Annotated in this window: 15 protein-coding genes and 1 tRNA gene; 8 read left to right on the top strand and 8 right to left on the bottom strand. The window is 55.1% G+C overall.

Annotated features, from left to right (window positions below):
* The first annotated feature begins 2 nt into the window (after positions 1-2).
* The 5 genes from K1718_RS03595 (at position 3) to K1718_RS03575 (ending at position 4,991) form a co-directional block, all read left to right on the top strand.
* Positions 3-794 (top strand): hypothetical protein, encoded by a 792-nt coding sequence (locus K1718_RS03595; protein ID WP_265679718.1) that lies wholly within the window; start codon positions 3-5, stop codon positions 792-794.
* A gap of 77 nt (positions 795-871) precedes the next feature.
* Positions 872-1,759, top strand: a complete 888-nt coding sequence (locus K1718_RS03590) for a 4-hydroxy-3-methylbut-2-en-1-yl diphosphate synthase (protein WP_152499597.1) — start codon at positions 872-874, stop codon at positions 1,757-1,759.
* Between the two features lie 135 nt (positions 1,760-1,894).
* Positions 1,895-2,677: a 3-hydroxybutyrate dehydrogenase gene (locus tag K1718_RS03585; protein WP_265679719.1), complete on the top strand. Its 783-nt coding sequence runs from the start codon at positions 1,895-1,897 to the stop codon at positions 2,675-2,677.
* 40 nt (positions 2,678-2,717) lie between these two features.
* Complete coding sequence (locus tag K1718_RS03580) at positions 2,718-3,731, top strand: patatin-like phospholipase family protein (RefSeq protein ID WP_265679720.1); 1,014 nt, start codon at positions 2,718-2,720, stop codon at positions 3,729-3,731.
* Positions 3,732-4,160: 429 nt separating this feature from the next.
* Positions 4,161-4,991 (top strand): pentapeptide repeat-containing protein, encoded by an 831-nt coding sequence (locus K1718_RS03575; protein WP_265679721.1) that lies wholly within the window; start codon positions 4,161-4,163, stop codon positions 4,989-4,991.
* Positions 4,992-5,111: 120 nt separating this feature from the next.
* Here K1718_RS03575 and K1718_RS03570 read toward each other — a convergent pair whose 3' ends face one another.
* Positions 5,112-6,911 carry an NAD(P)/FAD-dependent oxidoreductase gene (locus K1718_RS03570; protein ID WP_265679722.1) on the bottom strand — a complete coding sequence of 600 codons (1,800 nt, stop codon included), beginning with the start codon at positions 6,909-6,911 and terminating at the stop codon, positions 5,112-5,114.
* 150 nt (positions 6,912-7,061) lie between these two features.
* Entirely contained in the window at positions 7,062-8,810 is a 1,749-nt protein-coding gene (locus tag K1718_RS03565; RefSeq protein ID WP_265679723.1) for a sigma-54-dependent Fis family transcriptional regulator, read from the bottom strand.
* On the opposite strand from K1718_RS03565, the gene K1718_RS03560 reads away from it, so the two are divergent.
* The gene (locus tag K1718_RS03560) at positions 8,809-9,033 is read left to right on the top strand and encodes a hypothetical protein (RefSeq protein ID WP_265679724.1); all 225 of its coding nucleotides are present in this window, start codon (positions 8,809-8,811) and stop codon (positions 9,031-9,033) included. The genes K1718_RS03565 and K1718_RS03560 overlap by 2 nt on opposite strands.
* Before the next feature lie 71 nt (positions 9,034-9,104).
* Here the strand turns inward: K1718_RS03560 and K1718_RS03555 are convergent, their stop codons facing one another.
* Complete coding sequence (locus tag K1718_RS03555; protein WP_152499591.1) at positions 9,105-9,908, bottom strand: MipA/OmpV family protein; 804 nt, start codon at positions 9,906-9,908, stop codon at positions 9,105-9,107.
* Positions 9,909-10,128: 220 nt separating this feature from the next.
* Here K1718_RS03555 and K1718_RS03550 point away from each other — a divergent pair, with 220 nt between their 5' ends.
* The gene (locus tag K1718_RS03550) at positions 10,129-10,425 is read left to right on the top strand and encodes a YggT family protein (protein ID WP_265679725.1); all 297 of its coding nucleotides are present in this window, start codon (positions 10,129-10,131) and stop codon (positions 10,423-10,425) included.
* A gap of 69 nt (positions 10,426-10,494) precedes the next feature.
* Here the strand turns inward: K1718_RS03550 and K1718_RS03545 are convergent, their stop codons facing one another.
* The 4 genes from K1718_RS03545 to K1718_RS03530 all read right to left on the bottom strand — a co-directional run bounded on the left by K1718_RS03545 (position 10,495) and on the right by K1718_RS03530 (position 13,150).
* Positions 10,495-10,686 carry a Trm112 family protein gene (locus K1718_RS03545; protein WP_152499589.1) on the bottom strand — a complete coding sequence of 64 codons (192 nt, stop codon included), beginning with the start codon at positions 10,684-10,686 and terminating at the stop codon, positions 10,495-10,497.
* Positions 10,687-10,744: 58 nt separating this feature from the next.
* Positions 10,745-11,422, bottom strand: a complete 678-nt coding sequence (locus tag K1718_RS03540) for an LON peptidase substrate-binding domain-containing protein (protein WP_265679726.1) — start codon at positions 11,420-11,422, stop codon at positions 10,745-10,747.
* A gap of 82 nt (positions 11,423-11,504) precedes the next feature.
* Positions 11,505-12,443 carry a thioredoxin gene (gene trxA / locus K1718_RS03535; protein ID WP_418068127.1) on the bottom strand — a complete coding sequence of 313 codons (939 nt, stop codon included), beginning with the start codon at positions 12,441-12,443 and terminating at the stop codon, positions 11,505-11,507.
* A 185-nt stretch (positions 12,444-12,628) separates the two neighbouring features.
* Positions 12,629-13,150: a prolyl-tRNA synthetase associated domain-containing protein gene (locus K1718_RS03530; RefSeq protein ID WP_265679728.1), complete on the bottom strand. Its 522-nt coding sequence runs from the start codon at positions 13,148-13,150 to the stop codon at positions 12,629-12,631.
* A gap of 240 nt (positions 13,151-13,390) precedes the next feature.
* Between K1718_RS03530 and K1718_RS03525 the strand changes: the two genes are divergently transcribed.
* A tRNA-Gly gene (locus K1718_RS03525) sits at positions 13,391-13,465 on the top strand.
* 445 nt (positions 13,466-13,910) lie between these two features.
* Here K1718_RS03525 and K1718_RS03520 read toward each other — a convergent pair.
* A complete protein-coding gene (locus K1718_RS03520; protein WP_265679729.1) occupies positions 13,911-14,984 on the bottom strand; it encodes a Gfo/Idh/MocA family protein in 1,074 nt (357 codons plus the stop codon).
* Positions 14,985-14,995: the final 11 nt, after the last annotated feature.

Below are 14,995 nucleotides of genomic sequence, written 5' to 3'. Positions count from 1 at the left end.
GCATGTTCAAACGGCTTCTGACCGACTCAATCGCTATTGTATTCGGCAATCTCGAAACGGTTTTCAAAACGTGCGGTGCCTGGTTTGCGCTTCAGTTCGTCTTGTCATTGGTCGTTCTGATGATTGGCGGCGATATCTCCGGTGAAGCTCAAATCGGCAATCTGTCCGGCACAGCAATACTTTTGATCCTGATCAGCGCCGTGGTTGCCCTGGCAGCGTCCGCTTCAATAGCCGTCGCCTGGCACAGGTTCGGTCTTTTAGGCGAACAACCGGCGACGTTTCACCTAAAACTTGGTCCCCTGGAGCTGCAGTTTGTCTGGAAACTGATCCAGCTTCTTTTCATCTCAATGCTTGTGCTCATACCGGTCATGATCGTGGTGTCGCTGCTCGGCGTGGCTTTGCCGCCAGTTGTCGGGGCCCTTCTGGCCGCAGGCCTTCTGCTCTTCTGGATCATGCCCCATCTGGTGCGACTAAACCTCGTCTTGCCGGCTGTCGCGATCGAACGGCCAATAGGTATCATGGATGCACACAGACTTGGAAACGGCCTGGGTTGGCGCATGCTCTGGTCGCTGATCGTCTTGTCCCTTCCCTTCCTGCTCGTGAGCATGGGACTTCAATATGTTCTGGCGCTTGCCGGAGCCAGCCTCCCGGTTGTTCTCATTCAGATCAAGGTTCTGATTTTGAACGTGTTGCTGCAGATCATCGTGACGGTGCTTGGCATCTCAGTAATTACGGCCGGGTATCGAATTGCGACAGAGCAGCCCGAAGTCAGCGACAACCCCGAAAGGACCTGACAAGGACACCCTATCTGGTGTTTATCGGCCAGAATCCCTACCTTGGGCGATGACAGCGGTCTATCCGGGAGCAGGATATGTTCATTACCGTGCTGGAACGGTCTTTTTCCTTGGCGCAGCACAATGTCGGCACGCTTCTCAAAACCGGCTGGGCCTATATTCTTCTTCTAATTGCACTCAATTTCGCAATTGGTGGCACCTTGATGCCAGAAAGTGGCTTCAAGACTGTTTCCTACATGACCGAACCGGTGGCCGAAGCCGACGAAGGAGCATTGCGTGCGCTCGCAGCGATCGCCAACCTGCTGGTCGGGTTTTCAATCGCGATTGCCTATGTCCGCCGCATACTGATTGAAGCCAACGATTTTCCGATCGTGTTCGGCAAACGCACCATTCGCGTCATTCTCAACCAGATTATCCTGGGGCTGATCGGCATGCTCTCGCTGATACCCCTTGTCATTGTTGCCTCCTTGCTGGCGGCCGTGACAGCCGGCTTCGGACTGTTGCTGCTTTTTCTGGCGCCCTTCATTGCGCTCATGGTGGTCCAGCGCTTGTCTGTGGTGTTACCCGCCGCAGCCGTCGACGATCCCCTCACCTTGAAAGAAAGCTGGCGGGCGACATCAGGACTTGGCTGGGCCATGGCATTTGCAGCCCTCGTCATGAGCCTTCTGGCTGGATTTCTGATCGCAATGTGGGGCTTGTTGCTCAGCATCAGCGACGGTTTGTTGCCAGCCAGTGAACTTTGGCCGCAAATCAGATCTGCCATATTCCCCATGGGGACCATGCTCATTTTTGTCTGGATCTTCGCCAGCCTCCACGCGACGTTTTATGGATTAATTCGTGAGCGCTTTGCTGAAAAACTCGGGTTGAAAACCGAGGACTACACAATGGCGGATGAAATAAAATCTGCCGCGCGAGCCAAAGCGCGCAAAGCACTGGCCGGAGCAAACCGGATGGATCGGCGTTAGTCGGCATTCGAAGCCGCACGCCGCAATGAACCGAGCTTTTGGGACGCCGCAATCACTTTTCATCATTCCGATGTTGCAGCGCGGCGTGAACTGGTCGAATGTTGGGCAACTGTTTTTCTCATCGGGAGATCTTGAATGCTTGCCAACAAAACCGCCGTCGTAACCGGCTCCACATCCGGTATTGGCCTTGGGTGCGCCAGAGCATTTGCGGCAAAGGGTGCCAGTGTGGTGATCAACGGCCTCGGTGATGCAGACGAGATCGAGAAGACCCGCGCGGCCGTTGAAGCCGATTTTGGTGTGCGCTGCACCTATTCCGGCGCGAACATGCTGAGCGGTGACGAAATCGCAGCCATGATTTCCGACGCGGAGAAAGAATTCGGATCCGTCGACATCCTTGTGAACAATGCGGGCATCCAGCATGTCTCTCCCGTCGACGAATTCCCGGTCGACAAGTGGGACGCAATCATCGCCATCAACCTGTCTTCTGCCTTTCATGCCGTTCGCGCGGCCCTGCCGGGCATGAAAGCGCGTGGTTGGGGCCGGGTTATCAACACTGCCTCTGCGCACGCATTGGTCGCCTCGCCATATAAATCCGCTTATGTCGCCGCAAAGCACGGAATTGCCGGGCTGACAAAAACCGTTGCCCTGGAAGTCGCCGAACAAGGCATTACGGTCAATGCGATCTGCCCGGGTTATGTTTGGACGCCATTGGTGGAAAGGCAAATCCCCGACACTATGAAAGCCCGTAATATGACCGAAGAAGAGGTCAAGAAAGACGTTCTTCTGAAGGCCCAGCCGACCAAACAATTCGTGACCATCGAGCAGGTTGCCGCTTATGCCACTTTCCTGTGCTCAGATGATGCTGCGTCGATTACAGGGTCGATCCTTCCGATCGACGGCGGCTGGACTGCACAATAACGCTCGTCAGGCCGATGACAGCTGATCACGGAGGGCCGCTGTGGCCTCGCCCAAGAAAATAAATCTCGCCCTTCAAGGTGGCGGCGCTCACGGCGCTTTCACCTGGGGTGTGCTCGACTGGTTCCTGGAAGACAGCCGCTTTGCAGTGGATGCCATCACAGGCACATCCGCCGGTGCCATGAATGCCGTTGTCATGGCCAGCGGTATGGAGGCAGGCGGAGAAGAAGGGGCCAGGGTCAGTCTCGAAGCCTTCTGGCGCGAGGTCAGCGCACGCGCTCAGTTCAGCCCTATACAGCGTTCACCACTCGACATTTTGCTGGGAGAATGGAGCCTCGATCATTCGCCGAGCTATCTTTATTTCGACGTCATGTCGCGCTTCGCCTCTCCCTATGAGTTCAATCCGCTGAACATGAATCCGCTCCGGGACGTTGTCGACGACATTGTCGACTTCGAGAAAGTGCACTGTTGTTCGGGACTCAAACTGTTCATAGCTGCAACCAACGTTTTTACGGGTAAGATCCGGATCTTCAGCGAAAAGGAGGTCACGATTGATGCGGTAATGGCCTCAGCCTGTCTTCCCCAACTCTTCCAGGCGGTCGAGATTGAAGGAGAGCCTTACTGGGACGGGGGCTTCATGGGCAATCCACCCCTTTATCCGCTGTTCTACAACACGGACACCCCGGACGTTGTTCTTATCCAGATCAATCCGCTCGAGCGCAAACAAGTACCCAAAACCGCGCGGGAAATCGTCAACCGATTGAATGAGATCACTTTCAATTCAACGTTGCTTCGGGAATTGCGCGCGATTGATTTCGTCACTCGGCTTATTGAGGACGGCAAACTGTCCGATGAGGAATACACCAAGGTTCATATGCATCGGATATTTGCCAGCGAACTGAAACCGCTTCAGGCATCGTCCAAACTCAACGCCGAATGGAGTTTCCTGACCGAATTACGGGACCTCGGGCGCGAAACTGCCAAACAGTGGCTGGACACGCATTACGACGACATCGGCACACGGTCGACCATCGACCTGCGGTCGGAATTCTCTTAACCCTTTGCTAACCGTATTTGCAGGCAGCCTTGCAAATTGCAATGCATGACTGGTGAAGCAATCCTAAATGAAATCAGTATCTAGTGCTGCGGGAGCGCCGCATGGCTATATCTTGATGCTTTTTTGACAAATTCAAACTGGCAAGGCTTTTGCGAATGAATTGGCACGCTGATTGTCAGGTTGTGCGTCGTCAGCGCTTTTGTGACGGAAGAAGCGGGCACCTGCGACCCCGCCCGCTTCTTCCCTCCGCGTCCTCCCGGTTGCTCATTTCCCCATAGCAAATCACTTCACACGTTGGACAAATCCGGCGCTTCTTGACGTCCATCACATTTCTTTTTCATATTTTTCCGGTCTTGTGGGGTGCAGCGGTCCTTAAACTGCCGTTTTGGAGACCTATTTTTAAAAGAAGCATTCAAAAAGGGATGAGCAATGGGCGACAAGGTATTCCAAATTCTGGCAGGCTGCCTCAGCGCCTTCGCGCTATTTGCGGTTTCAAACAGCGCGTTCGCCGAAAATGACCTGAAACGTATGGCGGAGATCAAGGAAAAGGGCGGATGCCCGAGCTGCGATCTGCGTCTGGCCGAACTCAGGTTCTTAAATGTCGAAAATGCAGACTTCAGCCGTGCCAACCTTCGCGAGGTCGATCTCAAAGAAGCGATCCTCCCGAATGCGAATTTCCAAAGAGCGGATTTCCGCAGAGCGGAGGCTGAGCGCGCGGATTTTTCCGGCAGTGACTTTACAGACGCAACCATGCGCTCCGTCGATCTGGAAAAAGCAAACTTGAGCAATGCCAAGTTTGAGGACACCGACCTTCGCGAAGCCGACCTCAACACGACCATCCTGACCGGCACCGTGTTCGATGGTTCGGATATCAGAAATGCCTCTTTCATCAGATCAGTTGCTGAAAATGCGTCCTTCAAAGGCGCAAAAATGGACGAGGTCAACCTGGAGCGCGTCGACCTGAGCAACGCCAATTTTGAAAATGCCCGACTTCGCCAGGCTAAGCTCGACCGCATCAAGGCACACAACACCAATTTTGCGGATGCAGATTTTAGCGGCGTCCGCCTTGTCAGTGCAGATTTGACAGGTGCGAATTTGACGGGCGTTGATTTCGATGGCGCGCTGCTCCGTAGAACACGCCTTGTCGGTGCGGATCTGACGGGAGCCACCAATCTAGATCCCAGCCGCATTCTTGGCGCTTGCGGAGATGAGAACACCAAGCTTCCGAGTGGCATCAAACTGATCAAGTGCTCTTACTAGAGTCAGTTTCCGTTCGAAATCTGTGCCAACAGCGAAAGAGCGCTTACCGGTTTCATTGGCTAAATTGTTGAAGTCGATTTTGTTTGCGGCCCGCCCAATCGTGCGGGCCGCTTTCTTTGATCAGGCCAGATGATGCACACTTTGGAGGCCATAGACCGGAGTAGGTAAACCTTCCATCCGCGCTTTCAGCTGCAGCGCCAGAAACTGCGAGTAGTGGCGGGACTGGTGAAGATTGCCACCATGGAACCACAACGCTTCCTGTTGGGTCGGCTTCCACATGTTTCGTTGTTCGCCTTCCCAGGGGCCTGGATCTTTGGTGGTGCTTGAACCAAGTCCCCAGACCTTGCCGACCTTATCGGCCATATCCTGTCCCATCAAATCGGCAACCCAGCCGTTCATGGACCCATAGCCGGTCGCATAGACGATCAGATCCGCCTCCAGTTTGGACCCGTCGCTCAGAACCACCCCGTCTTCAACAACTTCAGTAACCTGACCGCGCTTCAACTTGATTTCACCGTCAATGATGAGCTGGCTGGCACCGATATCGATATAGTACCCGGAGCCACGGCGCAGATATTTCATGAAGAGGCCGCTGTCGTCGTCGCCCCAATCGAGCCAGAATCCAGCTTTTTCAAGACCATCATAGAAATCGGCATCGCGTTTCTTCATCTCTGCATAAGCAGGGATCTGGAACTCGTGCAGGATCCTGTAGGGCAACGACGCAAATATGAGATCGGCTTTTTCTGTCGTCACACCTGCCCGTACGGCCTCTTCGGAATAAAGCGCCCCAAGACCGACCTCCATGAGAGTATCGGACCTTACAATGTGGGTCGACGAGCGCTGGACCATCGTGACATCGACGTCACCCTCCCAAAGGGCCGCGCAAATGTCGTGGGCTGAATTGTTGGAGCCAACAACAACAGCTTTCTTGCCGCGATAAGCGTCCGGGCCCGGATGCTTCGACGAATGCTGCTGGTCCCCCTTGAAGCTGTCCATCCCGGGAAACACCGGAATATTTGCTTTGCCCGACATACCCGTTGCCATGACGAGTTGCTTCGGGCGCAAGACGACTTCTTCGCCGTCACGGTCCACGACAATAGTCCATTCCTTTGCTGCTTCATCATACTTGGCGGACTTGGCGACCGAACGCGTCCAATAATTCAGTTCCATCACCTTGGTGTACATTTCCAACCAGTCCCCGATCTTGTCCTTCGGGCTGAAAACGGGCCAGTTCTCGGGGAATTTGATGTATGGAAGATGGTCGTACCAGACAGGGTCATGAAGGCAGAGCGACTTGTACCGGTTGCGCCAGCTATCGCCCGGGCGGTCGTTCTTTTCCACGATGATAGTCGGCACACCGAGCTGGCGAAGCCGGGCGCCGAGCGCAATTCCGCCCTGCCCGCCGCCTATGATCACGCAGTACGGTTGCCTTGAGTAGCCAAGTTCCGCCGCCTCATTCTCCCGCTCCTCCTTCCAGGTCGTACGATGCTTTGCTGCACCGTGCTTGGCACCCAACGGCCGATCAAACCCTTTTGGCTCCTCGTGCCCCTTGAGTTCAACCATCGTTGTCAGAAGGGTCCAGATCTTTCCGTCCTTGAGCCTGAGCAGTCCATAGCCGCGAGCAAGCGCGGTTTCAAACTGGATCCAGGCTGTGACAACACCGCCTTCTTCCGTTGGAACTTCACCATCGGCCAGTTGCCAGTTCCTGGGCGCTGTTGAAGCCAGCTGATGTGATAGCAGGTCTTTGACCTGCTCCTTGCCTTCGACTGTTTTGATGTTCCAGGTGAAAGCGACCAGATCCCGCCAGTAGCAATCGTCCTGGAACATCTCCACCGCTTCATCGATCTTTCCTGTTTCAAGGGCATCGCCAAACGTCTTAAGAAACGTCTCGGTCTGGTGGATCAAAGGTGTGTCGAGCATTGCATTCCTCCCGCGGTACCGCTCTTTGTTCAGATGGGAGAGCATTGCAGAGGGCAGCATCGACTTGCCATCAAGCAGTGATCCTTTGCGTGATTTAGACGCTCGAATGTGGTCGCGGCGTTGCGTGCGCAACAACGCGCAACAGTTGGGTCAGGTCTTGCGCAACAGGCCAGCCTTGCGCACCCGTCGCAGAACTGTCGAACGGTTTACGCCGAGACGCCGCGCAGTAACGGACATATTCCAGTTGCAGGCATCGAGAAGTGACTCCAGATCCTCTGTCGGGTCTGTTTCGATGTGCCTGGCAAGAGGTGGCGGCGGCAAGTCCGGCAGATCAATCACGGATCCTTCCGAAAGCGCTATCGCAACATCAAGTGCGGTTGCTAGTTCTCGAACATTGCCGCGCCATTCCCGCCCGCGAAGTTCGGCAAGTGCCGCCGGAGAAAGACGGAAGTTTCGGGGAGATCGTCTCAGGAGACGGTCGACCAACCATTCAAAATCCTGGCGATGACGCAGCGGAGTGACCGGCAGAACAGCCCCAGCCAGCCGGAAATAGAGTTCCGGCCGTATCAACTGGGCAACCTGAGGTCCGACGGGGTCCTGGCGCGTGGACGCGATCACCCTCAGATCGTCTCGCGATTCCAACAATGCCAGCACGGCACCTTGACCGTCAGCATCCAGATCTTCAATGCCTTTGAGGAAGAGCGTTCCTGCGCCAGCACTGCGCAATCCTTCGATCTGTGACCTGTTCAATCCTGAACAGGTCACGAGATGAAAAGACCTGTCGGCAGGACCGAGCACATGAATTGCCCGTGCAAGATACTCCTTACCGGTTCCCGTTTCTCCCAACAGCAGCAATGGGACTTGCGTCGGTGCAAGGCGTGCGAGCTTCGACATAAGCTGCCGCAGCATTGGATCAGGACCGCAGAAGCCACGCAAAGGTCCGCTAACGGAGCCCGTTTCGGAATGACGCGGGAGGCGCGCTGACTGTGGTGCAATGGCGTGCCCAAAGAGGCCTCGTCCATCCCGAAGACGAAGAACACGTTCCTCCGTTGGCCGGCCGCGCATGAGATCCGGCAATGCATCGACATCAAGATCCATATGCATGTCGATCCTAGTGCCGATCAACTCGGTTCGGCCTTCAGGCGCCAGACACTCTCTGGCCCCGTGGGTCATGCCGATAATCGTGCCGTTTTCATCGAGCGCGACAGCAGCCTCCGGGTCGACTTCCAGGAATTCAGCCGATGTTGAAAACCGCAAAACCCAGTCCCGGCGTGTCATGGCCATGAGGTTGGCCATTTCGACGCGCCTTACCGATGCCTTGACGAGGTTCATCGCAAGGTTCTGGCTCGACTTCGGAGAAGGGGACCGCAGCAACGAAACATCAAGAACAGCTGCAAGATTACCGCTTGTGTCGTAGATCGGCGCAGACGTGCAGGACAATGGCGTATGCGCAAACCCGAAATGATCACTTTGATGGATCGTCACTGCCTCGCCGGTAACAAGACAAGAACCAACACCACAGGTCCCCGCAAGCTCTTCCGACCAGTCCGACCCTAGATAGAGTCCAGCCAGTCTCAACTCGTCTTCAAACCGCGGATCGCCGAAGAAGTCCACGCAGATGCCCTTCGCATCCGCGAGCAAGAGGACATAATTCTGACCGGCAACCTGCTTGAAAAGACTTTGGAGGCCGGACCGGGCTGTCGCAATCAGACGTTCAGACTGTTCCTGGTGTTCGCGAAGCTGATCGGCAGTAACAATGTGCGCCGGCTCAGGACGCGTCGGGTCCATGCCGTAGGTTTCAACGCAACGGCGCCAGCTTTGCGAGACAAGCCCGTCCCGGCCAGTTTCAAAACCATTTAGAACCCGGTCGATCTCGCTCACATGTTCATGATCGCGCATGCCTTCCTCCCTCGGCATTGCCGTTACGATACTGTCACAAGTCGCAGGAGTGCAATACGCAGGCAACAAGTCCGACTGCGTGCACGCAATCAAGGCACTCGCAAGCCATCAGGACTGGAGCGAAGGTTTGCTTCTTTTAAGAGCTAAAGCCGAACAAAGTTTCAACGGGCCGTCTGCTGCTGCGGGACGACCCGGTGTGATCTGCCTTCGGGAGATGTTCTGAGCAGGCAGTTCCAGCTTCACAAAAAAGGAGGCACAAGGCCTCCTTTTCAAATCGTCGCTTGTAAGACCAACTCAGTCGAAGAGATCGAATGCAAAGCGGTAGCTGACACCGACACCCAGGCTAAACTGGTCTTTGCTGCCGTTCCTTGCAATCGGGCTGTCAGCAGCATCGCCGACCAGACGGTCATACCCGCCCTGAATGTGCAAACGCACATCGTCGTTCCAATCATAGCTTGCACGAGCTGCCAGGCCGACGCTCTTGAACCCGCCACTTGGGTCATACCGCGTCAGGCGACCGCCACTTGCCGCGGCCTCGGAGCTTGTCACACCGAAATAGGTGTCCATGTAATCGTCCGTTGCAAAATCGGCTCGCGGACCGAAGGACACTTCCCACTTTTCAGCTGGATAGACGATACCATCGAGACCAAGCTGACCCACCTGCCCGGTGTGGCCGTTGATACCTTGGCGCAGCTCGGCAAAAGCACGGAAATGCTCTGTCCGGAACCCACCGCCAAGACCGAGTTCAACTGCCCAGTCAATGGTGCGTGTGCCGCGCAGATCGTTGCTGTCGCTCGCCTTGCGCTCGCCGATAAAGTTGAACGAGGGAAAGAAGAAAATTCCACTTTTCCGCCGACCGTCAACAACCTGCCCAAGTCCCGGCAGATAGAACCGGCCAACCGAAATGATCGGAAACGGATAGATCAGGTAAGAGTCCGCGGCTTCATAGCGCGGCTTGGCGATGGCGCCGATGCCCAGATCGACTACAAACTGACGATTGGCATCTTGAGCGGAAAGGTCACCACTTTGAGCCAGTGCGCTACCGGTCACGGCGCTCAGGGCAAGGGCAAGCGCAGCGCGCGAAAACAGCTTCAACATTCAGATAACATCCATAGGGATTCCCATTGGCAGGGAAGATAGCACGACTAAGACTTATACAAAGCCTAAGGAATCCCGGTTTTATGCAACTGTTGCAATTTAGCATCGCTGGTTGCAGGCATTAAACATAACCCGGTTAAATGACAGCCTGCCTTGCAGCGGCCACGCCGGAAAGCTACATGATGACAAAGACTGATATTGAACGGCAACGGACCAGACCATGACCGCACTCTTCAACGTGATCCTCATTGCACTGGATCTCTACTTCTACATCATTATCGCCAGTGCGATTTTCTCCTGGCTATATGCCTTCAACATCATCAATTCCAACAACCAGATCATCAATTCGATCGGCAGGGCGCTCTATAATCTCACCGAGCCTGCATTGAGGCCAATTCGCCGGTTTCTGCCGAATCTCGGCGGCATAGACATTTCGCCGGTTATCTTGCTGCTCGGGATTATCTTCCTGCGTCAGATCATTATCTTGAACTTGATGCCAATGTTCCGAGGGTACTGACCCGGTTCACAGAAAACGAAAAAGCCCGGGCAACGACCCGGGCTTTTGCTGTATATCAGGCATTCCGCCTCAGTCCTCCAACACGCGCGCCTCATCTGGCAGCATGATCGGAATGCCGTTTCTGATCGGATAGGCCAGCTTGGCGGAGCGGGAAATCAGCTCCTGTGCTTCTGCATCATATTCCAGCGTGGACTTTGTTACCGGACAGACGAGCAACTCCAGCAGCTTGCGGTCGACGGTGCGTTCACTTGTTTCGTTCATAATTGGTCAGTCTCTTAAAACAGCCGGCTTGGTGGAATTAATTTTTCGGCCGGCAGGGTCACTGCAGCGTTGAGCCGCCGTCATTTTGTGATTTTGCCAGATCCATCTCGGTGATCGCAATCAGGGTCTCCGCACGGGTTCTGAGATCCCTTGCTTCAAGCAAGGCCTGCTTCTCCTGAGGACCATAAGGACACATCATGCACAAGGCATTGACCAGAACTTCCGTCTCAGCTTCAGAAACGCTCTGCCAATCCGCCTCCAGATTGTTTGCATCCAGATAACTGCGCAGGGTTTTCAAAAGACCATTTCGGTCAACGCCGTCTTCACCCTCACCGCACCTCAAATCGTTGGCAAAGGCGGCAAAGTCACACTCAACCTCACGGAACCGGCTGTAGCTCTTGCGCTCGTTTCCGAGTGCGAAACGGGTAATACCCTGGAGGGTGATCAGGTAACGCCCGTCTCCTGTTTCCTGAAAACTTGTCAAACGTCCTACACAGCCAACGCTCGCAAGATCCGGAGTATCCGGATCTCCGGCAAGACGCTCTGGCAAAGGTTGAACCATGCCGATCAATCGGTTGCCTGCAAGTGCGGCGTCAACCATGTCGATATATCGTTGCTCGAAAATATTGAGCGGCAATTGCGTCCGGGGAAGCAACAAGGCACCTGAAAGCGGAAATACGGGCAAGGCCGCTGGCAAATCCGCAATCGTCTCGTAAATGGCGTTTCCTGCCTGCATTACAGCGCCTTCATTGTTTTGGTTATTTTCGCAATATCGCCAGCATGATGCTTCCCTAAATGTGTGGCACTTGCTGCAATCGTCAAGCAAACAGGACGGCGGAAAGTTTCCGGCGGCCATAGGCGCTTGCCGGGTCCTTGAAGCCCCAGGCCTCAAAGAATTGCAGCAGCTGCTTGCGCGCACCGTCTTCGTTCCATTCCCGATCATTGCGCACGATTTCAATCAGCTGGTCGACTGCTCCGTTCTTGTCGCCCTTGCCGTTGAGGCCGAGCGCCAGATCGAACCGCGCCTGCAGGTCCTGCGGATCTTTTGCAATCCGCTCCTGAAGCCCGGCAAGGTCGCCGAGCGAGGCTGCCTGCTCAGCAAGATCAAGCGCTGCCTTTGCTGCCGTATAGGCTTCCTCGGAGCGTTTGTCTTCGGGAACCATGTCCAGGGCCTGGGTGGCACGCTCCAATTCATCTGCGCCAAGATAGCACTGCGCCAGACCGCAAATGGCCTTTACGTTGTCCGGTTCCATCTGCATCACAGCGCCGAAAAGCTGTGCAGCCTGACCGAAGTCCTTTTCAACAAGCAGCTGCTCGGCTTGTTCCAGAAAGGCATCCGCCTGATTGACAGGCGCCGGGCCAGCAAGCTTTTCGATGAATTCCTTCACCTGACTTTCCTGCTGAGCACCCATGAAGCCATCAACCGGCTGACCATCCTTGAAGGCAACGACGGCCGGAATGGACTGAATGCCCATTTGCCCGGCGATTTCCGGGTGGTCGTCGATATTCATCTTGGCCAGCTTGACGGTTCCGCCTGCCGCCTTGACTGCGGCCTCAATGATTGGCGTCAACTGTTTGCACGGGCCGCACCAGGGTGCCCAGAAATCCACCAGAACCGGCTGCTGCCGTGAAGCTTCCATGACGTCTGCCATGAAGGTCTGCGTGGTCACATTAAAGATGAGATCGCCACCGGTCGGACCATCTCCGCCACCGTCGCCTCCAAAACCACCACCCTGGCTACCGTAATCGCCACCCATGCTGGCGCCGAACCCGCCGCCGACCTGGCCGCCAATGCTGTAGTTGCCGTTACTCATGTGCCGCCTCTTAAACTTCGACGCTTCCGCTCGTCGCGGCGCGTCCTGAATCAAATCATCATATTCGGTTGAATTGGCCCCTAACATGGCTCCGCAGCGACCGAATTACAAATCCTGAAATCAGCCGGTCAAAGACCAGCTGCTTTTGCTTCTTCGCTCACCGCCAAAACAGCAACGCTATGTCCGCACGCTTTAGCAAATTTCAGCAGGTCACTGGCTGAAATCGACGTGGTCGCGTCATTTTTCAAGGGATGATAGTTCAACACATCATGCTGCATCATGGCCGCGTCGAACACGGGTGTCACCCGCTGGCTCTCGCGATCGTTGACAAGTGAGAAAGGCGTTACCGAACCGGGCTCCACACCCAGCACGTCCATCAGCAGGTCGGCGTTGCCAAACGAGACGCGGCCCTGTCCGCCTATGATCTGGTGAACCTTCTTGAGGTCAACCTCAGCATCGTGCAGCAGCACGATCAGAAACAGACGGCCCTTCTTGTCCTTGACGAACAGGTTCTTGGTGTGACCGCCCGGGATCCTGTCGTGCAGATCGCCGGATTCGGCCACCGTGAACACCGGTTCATGGTCAGTCGTTGTGACCTCGATTTCCAGATCCTTGAAGAAGGTCATGAGGTCGTCACGGGATGCGGGCATGATTTTTCCTGAATTTTTCGCTTTCAGCGCTGTCTAACGCAATTTGAAAGGTGACGACAAGAAAAAAGAATATAAAAAAGCGGCAGAATTCTGCGGATTTGAAACGAAGGAACGGCACAAACTCCACAGAACGACAGCCAAAAAAAATTCTGTAAATTCGGTGTTGCATTCCGTCTCAGCTTAGTTCATATACTGCGCCACCGACGCCGGGGCGATCTTCGCTGGGCGCTGGAACAATATGCGGGTGTAGCTCAGGGGTAGAGCACAACCTTGCCAAGGTTGGGGTCGTGGGTTCGAATCCCATCGCCCGCTCCAAAATTTCCTCACTTACCCCAGTGAGTTGAAAAAGCCGCCTTTTGGCGGCTTTTTTCATGTTTGGTTCAACATCCTTCACATTAAAAGCAGTATCTGCTGCGCTGTTCTTGCACCAAAAACAGCTACCTCATGGAGCCTGCTTCCGGGCGAAGGACACAAGCATCTGTTGTTCTGGAGAGCACTTTTTTTGCTGTGAAGAATTTGTGCTTTTTCCCGAGTTTTGGCCGGTTTTGATCGATAAAAACCGTTTCGTCTAAAAATTGAGAAAAACCTGTCGTTGGCTCTGAACGAAGTATCAGGGCCTGACCTATAAAAAGGAAGATGCAATTTCCGGAAGAGCCTGTCGCTGTGGCGATCGATCCCGCGTTGTTGCCCTGCCTCTAGTACCTACTTCTGCAGCGGAGCTTCTCATTTCAAAAGCTCCGCTGCAGCTCTTATGGGAAGTCTAATCGGAGAGCTTGAGGAAGCGGCTGCCTTCGGCATGAGAACGCTCGGCAGCGTCAAGCGCGTGTTGCAACCGGGCACCGTGATCGAAATCCGGTTCGGCTTCGCTGTCGCCTCTGATTGCCGAAATGAACCGCTCATAGATTGTGGTCACAGGAGGGACGGTAAGCTCCTGCCATTCGGCAGTTTGTAGATCTGGCTCGCGGCAGATACGCAGACTTTCAGATCGCTGTTCGAAGAGAATTTCCAGCCCACCTTTGTCGCCATAAAGACGCAGGCGAAGATCGTTCAGGTGGCCGGTTGCGAAACGGGTCGCGCTGATGGTTCCGAGCGCTCCGTTCTCCAGCTCGGCCTGCAATGTGAAACTGTCGTTTGCATCAAGGGTATAGCCGCCGATCCGCCCACCCTCCGCCTTGTCGAAGGTTTTCAGGCGGCAGGAGAGGTCGCGAACCTGGCTTCCGGCAGCAAAGGTCACGAAATCGATGATGTGAATTCCCACGTCACCGAGCACGCCTTTCGAACCATGTTCAGTCGAAAGACGCCAAAGCCACTGGCTTTCCGTGCGCCATTCCCCCCAGGCAGGTTGCGTCAACCAGCTCTGCAGGTAGGAGGCCTCGAAATGGCGAGGAGACCCAATTGCCCCCGCGGCGACCAGTTTGGCTGCCTCCTGAAGAACCGCAACATTGCGATAAGACAGGTTCACCATACCCACCAGCCCCTCAGCACGGGCGAGTGCTGCCATTTCGTCGGCATGTTGGGCGTTGGTGGCCAACGGTTTTTCGCAAAGAACGTGTTTGCCCGCTTTCAGCAAAGGCATCGTTGTTGGATGGTGCGCGCCATCCGGTGTCACGTTGGCCACGGCATCGAATGCACCCCAGGATATCGCCTCATCCAGATCTGAAAACCGGTGAGGAATTGCGAATTCATCGCAAAACTCGGCCAACACATCCGTGCGCCTGTCGACACCTGCAACAAGCTCGACTCCAGGCATCTTCTGGAAAGCTTCGGCATGAACGCGCGCCATATTGCCCGTCCCCAGGACAAGCATCCGGACCGGTTTTTCAGAAGTCGTCATGAAATACTCCG

Source organism: Roseibium porphyridii (assembly GCF_026191725.2).
Classification (GTDB): Bacteria; Pseudomonadota; Alphaproteobacteria; order Rhizobiales; family Stappiaceae; genus Roseibium; species Roseibium porphyridii.
The sequence above is the reverse complement of the archived record's forward strand: the minus strand, read 5'-3'. Positions and strand labels throughout refer to the sequence as shown.

Bases quoted from the DNA above. Each gene is read 5' to 3' on its own strand.
- K1718_RS03595 (WP_265679718.1), top strand. From the start codon at position 3: ATGTTCAAACGGCTTCTGACCGACTCAATCGCTATTGTATTCGGCAAT.
- K1718_RS03590 (WP_152499597.1), top strand. From the start codon at position 872: ATGTTCATTACCGTGCTGGAACGGTCTTTTTCCTTGGCGCAGCACAAT.
- K1718_RS03585 (WP_265679719.1), top strand. From the start codon at position 1,895: ATGCTTGCCAACAAAACCGCCGTCGTAACCGGCTCCACATCCGGTATT.
- K1718_RS03575 (WP_265679721.1), top strand. From the start codon at position 4,161: ATGGGCGACAAGGTATTCCAAATTCTGGCAGGCTGCCTCAGCGCCTTC.
- K1718_RS03570 (WP_265679722.1), bottom strand. From the start codon at position 6,911: ATGCTCGACACACCTTTGATCCACCAGACCGAGACGTTTCTTAAGACG.
- K1718_RS03560 (WP_265679724.1), top strand. From the start codon at position 8,809: ATGCCTTCCTCCCTCGGCATTGCCGTTACGATACTGTCACAAGTCGCA.
- K1718_RS03565 (WP_265679723.1), bottom strand. From the start codon at position 8,810: ATGCGCGATCATGAACATGTGAGCGAGATCGACCGGGTTCTAAATGGT.
- K1718_RS03555 (WP_152499591.1), bottom strand. From the start codon at position 9,908: ATGTTGAAGCTGTTTTCGCGCGCTGCGCTTGCCCTTGCCCTGAGCGCC.
- K1718_RS03550 (WP_265679725.1), top strand. From the start codon at position 10,129: ATGACCGCACTCTTCAACGTGATCCTCATTGCACTGGATCTCTACTTC.
- K1718_RS03545 (WP_152499589.1), bottom strand. From the start codon at position 10,686: ATGAACGAAACAAGTGAACGCACCGTCGACCGCAAGCTGCTGGAGTTG.
- K1718_RS03540 (WP_265679726.1), bottom strand. From the start codon at position 11,422: ATGCAGGCAGGAAACGCCATTTACGAGACGATTGCGGATTTGCCAGCG.
- trxA (WP_418068127.1), bottom strand. From the start codon at position 12,443: ATGGGTGGCGATTACGGTAGCCAGGGTGGTGGTTTTGGAGGCGACGGT.
- K1718_RS03530 (WP_265679728.1), bottom strand. From the start codon at position 13,150: ATGCCCGCATCCCGTGACGACCTCATGACCTTCTTCAAGGATCTGGAA.
- K1718_RS03520 (WP_265679729.1), bottom strand. From the start codon at position 14,984: ATGACGACTTCTGAAAAACCGGTCCGGATGCTTGTCCTGGGGACGGGC.